The organism is Xanthomarina sp. GH4-25, from assembly GCF_045363175.1.
GTDB lineage: Bacteria > Bacteroidota > Bacteroidia > Flavobacteriales > Flavobacteriaceae > Xanthomarina.
In genome coordinates this window covers 351944-364925 of the sequence record NZ_JBJFLO010000001.1, presented here as the reverse complement: position 1 = coordinate 364925, position 12982 = coordinate 351944, and the positions used below count along the sequence as shown (strand labels likewise).

Below are 12982 nucleotides of genomic sequence, written 5' to 3'. Positions count from 1 at the left end.
TAGTGTTTTTAAAATGATTTACTACTGTGTAAATTCCATTTAAATTTATTATTCGTTAGCTGACTTATTTAAAATTATTAATCTATAGAAACCTTACTCAAACCTAATAGCTTTTACAGGAGAAATTTTTGTTATAAGATATGAGGGTAATAATAACATAAATAAACAAAGTATAAAAGTGCCAATGTTTAATGCAAAAATATAGCTTAAGCTTATATAAACCGGAGCTTCTGTTACATAATACACGTCTGGATTTAAAGGGAAAAGTTTTAAATACTTTTGAGCAAAGAGCAATCCTAAGCCAAGTATATTTCCCCATATTAATCCTAAAGTAATCAAATAAGAAGCATTGTAAAGAAATATTTTTCTAATGGTCCAATTATTAGAACCTAGGGCTTTTAAGATACCTATCATTTGAGTACGTTCTAATATTAAAACTAGTAAAGCCGTTATCATATTAATGCCTGCCACTAAAATCATGATACCAATTATGCCATATATATTTTTATCAAAAATTTTAATCCATTCGAAAATAGATCCAAATTTTTGCTCAACTGTTGTCACATTTAACATGGATGGCGTATTATTATAGACGCTATTATAGGTCTTGTTTAATTTGCTATAATCATCTACAAAAACCTCAAAATGTCCAGCTTGATCAGAATCCCATTTGTTTAAACGTTGTAAGTGACGCAAATCTCCTATTACATAAGTTTCGTCAAAATCTTTAAAGCCAGAATTATAAATACCTACAATATTGTAAGTAATCATGCTTGGTGGTTTGTTTGGGTCTTCTTTTCTAAATAACGCTGTAAACGAATCGTCTAACTTAAAGCCTAACCTATTAGCTAAATATTCTGAAATTAAAACCTCTTCATTTCGTTTTTTTGTATAATCTGGGAGCCTTCCTTCTTTTAAAAAATCTTTGAAAAGCACCCAATTATAATCAGCACCTACACCTTTTAATATTATGGCTTCAAAGTCTGTTTCGGTTCTAATAATTCCAAATTTTGAAGCTACCGCTTGAATATGATTTATCCCATCAACCGATTTGAATTCTGGATAAAAATCCTGATCCATAGACACAGGATCCCCACTCTCCTGAGAATTATTACTATCAAAATTAGAAATAATAATGTCGCCATTAAAAGCAACCACTTTTTCTCTTATTTTTTGCTGGAGTCCAATTCCAGTAGCTATAGCAATCATCATCACAATAATTCCAATAGCTATAGCAGCGATACCAATTTTTATTATTGGTGCCGAAACACTACTTTTATACGCTTTACTATCAATAATGCGTTTAGCTATAAAATATTCGAATTTCAAATGAAGCAATTAAAATTTATTCACCTCAAAAATACAGTTTTATTATTTGTTTTAATACTCCTTTCTTGTGGAAACTTTTCGAATGCTGAAGGTGGGCATAACAATGAAGTCATTGCCACATCGCAAACTCCTCTCGATGACAATCAAATTATTATTGGAGCCAATCAAACCGAGAAATACATACCACTTCTAAATGGAAAACGTGTTGGCGTTGTAGCTAATTTGACAAGTGTTATTTTTAAAAACACTGAACAAACAAGATATACGCATCTAGTAGATTCTTTAGTCGCATTAAATATCGATGTCAAAAAAGTACTTTCTCCTGAGCATGGTTTTAGAGGTGCTGCTGATGCTGGAGAATTAGTTGAAAGTGGCAAAGACATTAAAACAGGTCTGCCCATCATTTCGCTTTATGGAAAAAACAGAAAAGCGACTATGGCAGATTTAGAAGATCTTGATATCATAGTTTTCGATATCCAAGATGTTGGTGTTCGTTTTTACACGTATATTTCTACACTGCATTATATCATGGAGTCTTGTGCTGAAGCAAATATCCCATTACTTATTTTAGATAGACCAAATCCAAATGGGCATTATGTAGATGGACCTACTCTAGAAATTGAGAACAAGAGTTTTCTTGGCCTGCATCCAATTCCGTTGGTACACGGTTTAACCATTGGCGAATTTGCTCAAATGCTTAATGGTGAAAAATGGTTGGAAAATAAGGCACAATGCGATATAACTATTATTCCAGTTAAAAATTATACTCATGACCGGTTTTATCATGTTCCAATTAGACCATCACCAAATTTACCAAACGATCAAGCTATTAAACTTTATCCTAGTCTAGGTCTTTTTGAAGGAACAAACATCAATGCAGGTCGAGGTACAGAATTTCAATTTCAACGTTATGGAGCGCCATTCTTAAACAAAAAGGTATTTCCTTTCACTTATACACCCAAAGAGAATTTTGGTGCTAAAAACCCAAAACATAAAGATGAACTCTGTTATGGTGAAAATTTAGAAAACAATACTTTGTATGGACAAGTCTCCTTAAAGTGGGTTATAAAAGCTTATAACAATGCTACAGATAAAACTAAAGTGTTCAATACAGCAAATTTTACTAAACATGCAGGAACAACTAAATTACAGCAACAAATTGAAGCTGGTTTAAGCGAAAAAGATATTAAAGCTACTTGGCAAAAAGATCTTGAAGCATTTAGAAAAATTAGACAATTGTATTTATTGTATCCGTAAATTAATCGTAGCGTCTGCCATTTGGTCTTAAGTTGTTTCGTCTATAATCTTCTCTAGACTGAATAACATATTGACCTTGTCTCATATCTGTTAAGTTATAAGGCTTGTATTCTATTGTGTTTCCATGCTTTTTAATAGACTTAGAAATGATATTTCCTCTTAAAGGATTTTTCTTCCCTGAAGCATCTATATTTATTAAGGAAAGCGACCCGATACTTTTTTCAGTTTCTCTTGATGCCAGTTTGTTTGAATCGACATTGATCTCTTCTTTCTCATCTAAATTACTAGCCAAACCAACTGGTTTTGGAAAATCTTTAATAATTTTATTTTCACTAAGATCCAAAATTGGAATTTGTCCTCCAGCCAGATTGTAATTAGATTGCAGTTGATTCATACCATTTTTCATACCAAAATCTATAGGTACCAATCTAGACACTTTAAAAATGATACTTTTTCTATAAATAGTGGTGTCATCACGTCCTTCAGTATGCATAACAACAATGGTATAATCTCCAAGAGGAAGATCGTTTAAAGGAATACGAAGTTCTTTGGTGGAATCGTGAACAGGAAAATTCTTTAAACCAGAATCTCCAATAATCTCAATTTTATTAAGAGTGAAAGTACTTTTAAGAAAAAGTGTGTCGCCAGACTTATTTAAATAATGATTTAAACTTTTGGCTGTTTTATTTACATTTTTAAAAATTGCTGAATAAACAACTTCTTGACTGTAAGAAGTATTAAAAAAAGCAACAACTAAAAACATAAATATAGTAAATTTTAGGGTCTTCATACTATCTATGATTTTGTTTAACAAATGAGTTTTAGGCTATAATCAATTCTTTGTTGAACAATATTAATTTAGCACAAAATAAGTGTCAAAACAATCAAAACCCCATATATTCGATAAGTCTATAATTAAAATAGACTAACCGATTTTCGCATACATTTAATCGATAATTTAAGTCATTAGAAGACAGCTATTTTAAGACATAAAGCACTGAAAACTAAATAATATAGAAAAGAATTAAGCTTCTAATTATCAATAGAAGCAATAGGAAAAGGACCATAAACATGGATAACAAAAATAATTTTCTTAGGTGATTGATCAACCACCATGACATGTTTTCCTCGGGATAATTTTCTTAGCGAAATTTGTAAATCTGTTTCATTCAAATACTCATCTAACTCTCTTTTATATTTAGAGTTTATAGAATAGATATGTGTGATTTTGGTATCACTTTTAAGTAATAAGGTATCTTTTGACGTATTTAATTCGTGAAAAAGAGTATTTGCCTTTAAATTTCTATTTTTTTCAATTTTTGCAAAAACTGTTTGCGAAAAAATAGAATTAGAAAAAATACTAATGCTAAGTGTCAGTAAAAATGTTTTCAAAAAAAAATACTATTAAGTTCTACAATCCTTGAACTCAACAGTAACTAATTAATCCTCAGGTAAATCTAATTGAATTTCTATTTTTTACGGCAAATATTCCATAAACTACCAAAAAATCAGAAGAAGCGTAATAAATTGTTAATAACCTGTTGAAAACTGTTCAAAATCATGAGATTAGGAGATCTCTTTTTCAGGAATAATTGTTGGTTTTTGGTAATTTTGAAATGGTTGTTTAAGCAACTCTCCAATCTTTCCATTTTTAATTTCATCAGGAAAAACATCCACACCATAGACCAATTTCTCTCTATCTAAACTCATATAAGTACCAAACAACCTGTCCCAAATAGAAAAGATATTACCATAATTAGAGTCTGTATAAGGTAAGACATAATGATGATGAATTTTATGCATATCTGGAGAAATAAACACATAGCTAATTATCTTATCTACTTTTTTAGGCAACTTTATATTTGCGTGTGTTAATTGTGTAAAAATAACAGACAAAGATTGATAAATAAACACAATAGCGATTGGTGTCCCAACAATAAACACACCTAATAAGGTAAACATAAAACGAATAACACTCTCTATTGGATGATGCCTATTGCCTGTGGTTGTATCTACTTTGTGGTCTGTATGATGTACCAAATGTATCATCCATAAAGGTTTTACCTTATGTTCTACATAATGTGCTAAATAAGCACCAAAAAAGTCTAATAGCAAGACTCCCAATACAACATATAACCATATTGACATGTCTGGCAACCAATTTATGATACCAAAATTATTTTCTTTAACCCAATCTGCAGATAGCAATAAAATAAAAGCTAAACCAAAGTTTATTAATATAGTTGTTAATGTAAAAAAGAAATTAGGCCAAGCATGTTGCCATTTTTTATAATTGAATTTAAAAAGTGGAAAGGCACCTTCCAGCATCCAGAAAAAAGTTATTCCTCCTGCTAAAAGTAATCCTCTATGGAGTGTTGGGATGGTTTCGAAATATGTAACTATAGATTCCAAGGACAAATATTTTGACTAAATATACAAAAAGAAAGTATTTTATGTCTTAAAGCTTGAGTCGCTTTTTCATTTCTTCAACAATATTAAATGCGGCTGGACAAATAGCAACATTCTTTAAAGTTAAATTAGAGATTTGCTGAAACTTTTTCCTATCAGTATGTGGAAATTCGCTACAGGCTTTTGGTCTAACATCGTAGATTGAACAATAATTATCTGCGCCTAAAAATGTACAAGGAACACTTTGTAAAACATAATCATTCTCCTCATCAACACGCAAGTAAGTATCTATAAATTGCTGTTGTTTCATTTTAAAATGTTTGGCAATACGCACCACATCTTTATCTGTAAACAAAGGACCAGTTGTCTTGCAACAATTAGCACATTCTAAACAATCTGTTCTATTAAATTCTTCTTCGTGTAATTCCTGCATCACATAATCTAACTGCTTTGGTGGTTTCTTTTTAAGCTTTGTAAAGAAAGTTTTATTTTCCTTATGCTTATCTTTGGCGAGCTTTGGAAGATTATTAATGATGTCTTGCATACTGCAAAAGTACTAAAACTTGTCATTCAGAGCGAAGCGAAGAATCTAAAAATAATAAAGATGTTTCGACTGCGCTCAATATGGCACATAACAAATATGAAAAAAGACCTATTCGGAAAAGCTTTGTTAGATTATCAAAATGATAATTATACGGAAGACTTAATAACCTCAACCAATATTTCAGATGAAGATGAATTACCTCTTCCCTATCTCTTTAGAGACTTCAAAGAGATGCCAAAACTGGAACAAAAAGCCTTAAAACTTTCAAAAGGAAAAACCTTAGATGTTGGTTGTGGTTCTGGTAGTCATAGCTTGTATTTACAAGAAAAAGAGTTTGAAGTCAAAGCCATAGACATCTCAAAAGGAGCTATTGAAGTTGCTAAAAAACGTGGCGTTTTAAATACTGAGGTTTTAGATATTTTAGATGAAACTGAGACATTTGACACCATTTTACTTTTAATGAATGGCTCAGGTATTTTTCAGGAGCTTTCTCAAATAGCTACATATTTGAAACATTTAAAATCGCTTTTAAATCCAAAAGGTCAGATTTTAATTGATTCCTCAGATATCAAATACATGTACCAAGATGAAGATGGAGGCCTTTGGATAGATACCAATGCTAATTATTATGGCGAATTAGATTATTATTTAAGCTATAAAAAGGACCATGAAGAACCAATGAAATGGCTTTATCTTGATTTTGACACTTTAAAACTTGCTTGCGAAAGTGTTGGATTACAATGCGAAAAGGTAATGGATGGTAAACATTTTGATTATTTAGCGAAACTCTATTAAAACTTAATTTATTTTTCCTCCAATAAATGTCTGTTGAACTTTAGTTGTTGGAATTTTCTTCACATCAATAGTCATGATGTCTTGATCTAATATGATAAAATCTGCAAATTTTCCAACTTCAATACTCCCTTTTTCGTTGTCTTCAAAATTTGCATAAGCAGCCCAAATGGTCATGCCTCTTATGGTTTCTTCTCTCGTTAAACCATCTTCTATATTAAAACCATCTTTTGGAAAACCTGCAACATCTTGTCTTGAAACTGCTGCATAAAATGTTGCAATAGGGTTTACTTTTTCTGCTGGAAAATCTGTTCCTAAAGCAATCTTTCCACCTGCATTTAAAAGTGTTTTAAAAGCATAAGCTCCTTTTATTCTTTCGGAGCCTAATCTATCTTCAGCCCAATACATATCGCTTGTGGCATGTGTTGGCTGTACTGAAGGTATAATATTCTCGTTTTTAAAATAATCGAAATCATCATCTGTAATTACTTGTGCATGCTCTACTCTCCAGCGTCTATCATGTTTACCCTGAAGTGTTTTTTCGTACGTTTTTAAAACAACGCTATTAGCCGAATCTCCAATAGCATGTGTATTCATTTGAAAGTTGGCAGCTTCAATTCGTTTTGCTAAACTTTCTAATTCATCCAAACCAATAACCATAGCACCAAAATGATTTTCCATATCTGAATAGGACGCTTTTAAGGCTGCACCACGAGATCCTAAAGCACCATCTGAATACACTTTTACAGATTGAACATTCAGTTTATCTGTTTTAATTTTGCCTTTCGGTAAATAGTAATCCAAATTTTCTTTGGTATTACTAATCATCGCATACACTCTTATTTTTAAATCTTCGGTTTGTTGTAAGCTGTCTATAAGTTCTATGATATTTCTATGTAATCCTGCATCTGAAACCGTAGTTAAACCCAGATTCATACACACTTTTTGCGCATCTAACAAAGCATTTATTTGATCTTGCCTTGTAGGTTCTGGAAAAACAGCTTCTACCATTTCTGCAGGTCTATCAATTAAAACACCTGTTAATTCGCCATTTTCAACAACGACCTCGCCACCTTCAAACTTAGAATTTTTTGTTATGCTAACTAAGTCTAATGCTGCTTGATTACATAACATAGCATGTCCATCAACTCGTGATAAAGCTACAGGAGTATCTGGAAATAGCGCATCTAATAATTTTTTATTGGGATAGCTTTTGTCTTCCCAATCGTTTTGGTCCCAACCTCTTCCTATTATAAAATCTGTTTGCTTTTCATTTTGAAAATCTAATACGCGTTTCATCACATCATCAAAACTGGTGGTTCCAAATAAATCGACTTGCTGCATATTCATTCCCATGCCATACATGTGGCAATGTGCATCTATAAATCCTGGAAGAATGGTTTTACCTTTTGCATCTATAATGGTGTCTGTTTCGAACGTGTTTTTAAGGTCGACGGAAGTTCCAATTTGGAAAAACTTACCATCTTTAATAGCAAAAGCTTCAGCTATTTCGAAGTTTGAATTTACGGTATAAACCTTGGCATTGATAACAATAGCATCAACATGTTGCTTTTCCTTACTACATGAAAGAATGAAGATTAAAACGAAAATGAATAATAACTTTTTCATAAAACTATAAGATTTGTTCTCGATACCAATGTGGCAAAAAATATTAGAATCACTCGAACTAACGTTAGACAAAAATAATAAAAGCGTTCAAAATAGAACGCTTTAAAATGAAGAATTAGAATTGTTGAAAAGATTGCCTCATCATTGACTCCTCGCAATGACATTTTTATTTAAAAGTCAAATTTATAAGTAGCTCCTGCCAAAATTTGAATACTTTGAACTGGATAATTTAACCAACGTTGGTAATTTTGGTTTGCAATATTATTGGCTTTCACAAACACTGAAAAACGATCGTTTATATGGTAACCAACATGTGTATTCGCATCAAAATAACTATCTAAAGTTGTAGCGCCGAAAGATACTACAGGGAATGTGGTTTCATACACTCGATCTTTACGTTCGCCAACATAAAACAAGCTAGCTCCTGCATACCAATGAGAATCAATCTGATAATCCATAAATAAAGAACCTGTAATGCTCGGTAAGTTCCATGCTTCACTTTCATTATCTGTGCTGTAAGCAAAGAAATCGGCATTAAGACCTAGTTTAAAATTACGGCTGATATCGACACTTATTTCTCCTCCAACATTAAACGTTGAAACATCATCATAAACTACAGAAAAAGAATTCCCAAACTGATAATTTTCGTCTGGACTGATAAATTGGATTTCATTATGTCTAAATAATGCTTTGTCACTTTCAGCAAAATAAGCTCCTTTTATATTATAGCTGACATTGTTTGAGACTTTTCCTTTCAATCCAACATAGGCATGATATTGTTGGTCTGTTGGAGCAACTAATAAGGTTGGAGAGACAAACTTGTTTTCTTCAGCAAAATTCTCGTAGGTGTTTTGAATCAAACCTCCTTTGATGCCTCCATAGGCAATTAATACCTCGTCAACCACTCGATAAGAGGCTGCTATGTTTGGATAAATGTAAAACTTACTTTCGCTAGCTTCAGTATCATTTAAATAAAATAAAGAGACTCCTAAATCTAAAGTTAAATCGTCTTGAACTAATCGATATGTTGGTGCTAAACCAATATTAAAGTTTCCGTATTTATTCTCGGCATCGACGTTGTAATATCTATCAAAAGAACCACCCAAATAATCAAACATAACTTTGGTTGAAATTTCTATATCTGCAATAGGGATATCTGCTGCAACATCTGCAGAAAATCGATTTTCTCCTGAACCTTGGTCGTCACCAAAATGTCTAAACATCACACTTGCAGACTTAATATAAGTATCCTGGAATGCAATATCTCCACCAAGATTTCCTCCGTAAAACGTATGACTTACACCTAATTGCGTTTCAGGTGAGGTGACATCATAATAAGGTTGTGGCAAGCCATACCAATTAAAGATTTGATGTTTAAAACCACCTTCAACATTCCAACTTAAATCGCGCTCTTTTCTTGAAAAATTAACATTCAACTTAGTGTCGTAAAAATAATCGTCTAATAAAACATCGTCGATTCCTCCTTGAGAGGAATGATGTCTAACAGATCCTCCAATGTTGTCTGTCTTACTTAAAGAATGATTTAAATATACGTCTCCTAAAACCGTAGTATAACTACCAAAACCAAGGGATGCGTAATTATCGAATAACTCCATTGGTTTTTCTTTATCAACCACTGCTGCTTTTCCCTTTGCTGGTGTAAATGTCGATGCTACTGGAAAAGAAAAAATATTATATTCAACTTCCTTTTTAGTGGTAGTTTCATCGTCGTCTATAGTTGGAGACTCTTTCACCTTAAACGCATCTGAAATTGTTGGCGTATATGGTTTAACAACGTTAATAACATCTGTTTTTATAGTATCGTTATCTCTTTCCTGAGACCAAGAAATAGAAACACTTAAGGTTATTAAGAGGATACTAATTTTATGAATGTGCTTTCGCATAGATTTTATTTTATTTTTGATTTACGTTTGATGAATTTTGATTAATCTTCTTCGGGTAAAACAGATGAATTTGTTTTAGCTTGTTCAGCTTTAATTTTAGTTAATTCTTCTTGAGCTGTTGTAACCACATCTTCAAATTCTTTAAAGTTTTCTATAACACTTTCTAAAATATAAGTGGCTTGAAATGCTTCATCTAATTGATAATAATTCTTTGCCATCAACACGAGACCTTTAGCACTAAAATATTTGTAACTAGAAAAATCTTTTGCCAAACGTTGTGTTGTTGCATTCGACGCTTCAAAAGCACCTTCCTTATTTTTAAAATAAGCATTGTAGTACAAGGCCTCTGCAGCAGCTTCGCCTGTAGCTGTCTTTTCTACTTCAGTAAAAGCTGTTTTTGCTCGAGTTTCATCTCCCATTTTTATAGCAGAACGAGCAATTATTAAGTGTGCATCACTTTTAATTTTATTATCTAACACACCATGATTTAATACCTTTTCAGCATAACCAACTGCTTCAGTGTATTTATTTAGCTGATAGTAAGCTTTCATTAAATTAGATTGTGCAAAAATGATATTCTGTGGAAAACTGGCTTCTACTTCTAAACGTTTTAATGTAGGAATGACTTCTATCCAACGTTTCTTTTCAAGATAAATTTGTGACACTTTAGAAAGTGACTCTTCTGTAAATTCGCTAGGCGAAGCATCTGCAACATATTGATAATGTGGTGCAGCATTGTCTTTTAAATCTTTTTTGTAGTACAATTGTGCTAGATAAAAATGAGCTTGTAAGGCATGCAGGCCTTTTGGAAACTGACTTAAATAGCTATTAAATTGCTTGATAGCATCGTCTGTTTTACTATCGATATATTTTTTTTCAGCCGATTCATAGGTTGTATTATCCAAATCGGCATCAGTAACTTCTACATAATCTAAAGTTCTTACCCAAGTAGCATAATCGTTTACACGACCTAAATCGATATAGATTAAACGTGCAGAAGCAACGGCTTGATTGGCTTCGGCAGTTCCTGGATAATCTTTGGCTACAGATTTAAATTTACTTAAAGCCTGTTCATTATCGCTTTTATTATAATGAATTAACCCTTGACGTAACAATGATCTTGGAACAAACGTACTCATTCTATAATCTGTCTGAAGCTTGTCGTACATTTTTAATGCTTTTACATCTTCATTGGCTTTAACATAAGAGTTGCCTAATTCAAACATGGCATCATCACGCAAAGTAGATTTTGAATAGTTTTGAAGAAAAGTTTCTAATTCTGCTATTTTTTTAGTTGCTTTTCCTTCGTAACCATAACTGATGGCTTGTTGAAAAAATGCGTAATCGGAATCAATCTTATTAATTTTTATCGCTTCATCATAAGCTTGAATAGCTTCAGCATATTGACTTGATACAAAATATGCATCACCAAGTCTTAAATACGCGTCGTTTAAACGAATGACATCATCTTGCTGATTGGCTATAAATTTCTTATAATTTTGGATAGCTTGTAAATAGCTTTTCTGCTTAAAATAAGTATAAGCTAAATTATAATCTATGTTTTTGTATTCGGGAGTTTCTGTTGCATTCGTTTGTTGCTGAAATTGTTTGAAACCAATTAAAGCTTCTTCATAATTTGTTAGATTGTAATTTGTTTCAGCTTTCCAAAAAGTGGCTCTTGCAGTATAAATTGGATCTCTAGGTTCTTTAATTGAATTTGAAAACATTTCTAAGGCATCTTGATAATTCCCATCGTTATAAAGTTCTAGACCTCTATAAAAAGCCACTTTTTGATAAGCAACTTTATTTTCGAAACTGTTCTTTCCTTTTAATAATTTTAAAGCCTCTTGATAATTTTTTGAGGTAATGTACGAATCGATTAAAAGAGTTTCTATCTCTTCTTTATACCCTGAGTTTGGGTAAGCATCTAAATAACTCGTTAAAACCTGTGGTACAGATTGGTAGGGATTGCCAATTTCATAACTAATTTTCGCATAATTTAACCAAGCATCTTCCTGAATTTTTAAATTAAAATCCATTTGTGAGGCATTGCGAAATGCATTTAATGCTTCCTGCTTTTTGTCTAATTCTACATAACTCTCGCCTAAATGATAATAGGCATTTTGAGCCACGGCATTATTGCCTCCAATTATTTTATTAAATTCTGAAATGGCATTTTCAAAATCACCTTGTTTATAATACGCATAACCCAATTGGTAATAATCCGTGTTATTCCATTTACCTCTTCGACCTTGATATTCTGATAAATACGGAATAGCTTCGGCGTATTTTTCAAGATTAAAATAACTTTCTCCAATTATTTTATTGAGTTCGGAAACTTCGTTTCTATCACTATTTGGCAATTGCTCTTTGGCTAATTTAATAGCTTCCTCAAACTTCCCTAATTTAAAGTTTAAATCTGCTTGATAATAAGATAGCTTTTCTCTGTATTTTTCATTATCACTAACTTGATCGAAATACTGATTGGCTTGATCGTAATCGTCGCTTTCATAAGCCATAAACCCAATATAATATTTTGCTTGCGACCCGTATTTTTGAGAGTTTTCTACACGAGACAAATAGGTCTTAGCATCTTTATAGTTCTTGGTTGAAAACGCTACATACCCATTATTGAAATTAAACCTTTCTTGTTCATTTCTAGCTAAGGAGCTTTCATCTACTTTATCGTACCACTTTTTTGCATAAGCATATTTTCCATTAGCAAAGTAATAATCTGCTACATCTACAAAAGCTGTATTACGTTTGGTGCTTGTTGGGTAATTAGCAACAAAATCTTCCATGAGTTGGTCGGCATTTAACTGATTTAAACGTACGGCACAATTAGCTATATAGAAAGCACAATCGGATTGTAAAACGTCTGTTTCTGCAGTTTTTTGAATCTGTGTAAATAAAGACTGAGCCGCTAAATACTGCTGATTGTCATATAAATTTAAAGCTTTTTGGTAATCGACTAACGGATTCGTATATGCTGCAGATTCCTGACTAAAAACACTTAAATTAAAGCTACAGGCAATAAAGAAAATTAATAATTTATGGATACTCATAAAGGCGTTTTTTCATTTAAAATCAAAGATAATTTAATCTCCATTTTATAACG

Annotated in this window: 10 protein-coding genes; 2 read left to right on the top strand and 8 right to left on the bottom strand. The window is 32.0% G+C overall.

Features of this window, described 5'->3' with window-relative positions:
* Window positions 1-93 precede the first annotated feature (93 nt).
* Window positions 94-1329 (bottom strand): ABC transporter permease, encoded by a 1236-nt coding sequence (locus ACI5KZ_RS01670; protein ID WP_406846693.1) that lies wholly within the window; start codon window positions 1327-1329, stop codon window positions 94-96.
* On the opposite strand from ACI5KZ_RS01670, the gene ACI5KZ_RS01665 reads away from it, so the two are divergent.
* Entirely contained in the window at window positions 1330-2586 is a 1257-nt protein-coding gene (locus ACI5KZ_RS01665; RefSeq protein WP_406846692.1) for an exo-beta-N-acetylmuramidase NamZ domain-containing protein, read from the top strand. It begins immediately after the preceding gene.
* Window position 2587: 1 nt separating this feature from the next.
* On the opposite strand, the gene ACI5KZ_RS01660 is transcribed toward ACI5KZ_RS01665, so the two are convergent.
* From ACI5KZ_RS01660 to ACI5KZ_RS01645, 4 genes are all read right to left on the bottom strand, one after another.
* A complete protein-coding gene (locus tag ACI5KZ_RS01660) occupies window positions 2588-3376 on the bottom strand; it encodes a hypothetical protein (RefSeq protein WP_406846691.1) in 789 nt (262 codons plus the stop codon).
* A 242-nt stretch (window positions 3377-3618) separates the two neighbouring features.
* Window positions 3619-3978 (bottom strand): hypothetical protein, encoded by a 360-nt coding sequence (locus tag ACI5KZ_RS01655; RefSeq protein WP_109307786.1) that lies wholly within the window; start codon window positions 3976-3978, stop codon window positions 3619-3621.
* Between the two features lie 174 nt (window positions 3979-4152).
* Window positions 4153-4998: a sterol desaturase family protein gene (locus tag ACI5KZ_RS01650; protein WP_109307785.1), complete on the bottom strand. Its 846-nt coding sequence runs from the start codon at window positions 4996-4998 to the stop codon at window positions 4153-4155.
* Between the two features lie 46 nt (window positions 4999-5044).
* Window positions 5045-5539, bottom strand: coding sequence for a YkgJ family cysteine cluster protein (locus ACI5KZ_RS01645; protein ID WP_406846690.1), 495 nt, complete (start codon window positions 5537-5539; stop codon window positions 5045-5047).
* 96 nt (window positions 5540-5635) lie between these two features.
* Between ACI5KZ_RS01645 and ACI5KZ_RS01640 the strand changes: the two genes are divergently transcribed.
* Entirely contained in the window at window positions 5636-6334 is a 699-nt protein-coding gene (locus ACI5KZ_RS01640) for a class I SAM-dependent methyltransferase (RefSeq protein WP_406846689.1), read from the top strand.
* 3 nt (window positions 6335-6337) lie between these two features.
* On the opposite strand, the gene ACI5KZ_RS01635 is transcribed toward ACI5KZ_RS01640, so the two are convergent.
* The 3 genes from ACI5KZ_RS01635 to ACI5KZ_RS01625 form a co-directional block, all read right to left on the bottom strand.
* Window positions 6338-7960: an amidohydrolase gene (locus ACI5KZ_RS01635; RefSeq protein WP_406846688.1), complete on the bottom strand. Its 1623-nt coding sequence runs from the start codon at window positions 7958-7960 to the stop codon at window positions 6338-6340.
* A 170-nt stretch (window positions 7961-8130) separates the two neighbouring features.
* Window positions 8131-9864: a TonB-dependent receptor gene (locus tag ACI5KZ_RS01630; protein WP_406846687.1), complete on the bottom strand. Its 1734-nt coding sequence runs from the start codon at window positions 9862-9864 to the stop codon at window positions 8131-8133.
* A gap of 41 nt (window positions 9865-9905) precedes the next feature.
* The gene (locus tag ACI5KZ_RS01625) at window positions 9906-12929 is read right to left on the bottom strand and encodes a tetratricopeptide repeat protein (RefSeq protein WP_406846686.1); all 3024 of its coding nucleotides are present in this window, start codon (window positions 12927-12929) and stop codon (window positions 9906-9908) included.
* Window positions 12930-12982: the final 53 nt, after the last annotated feature.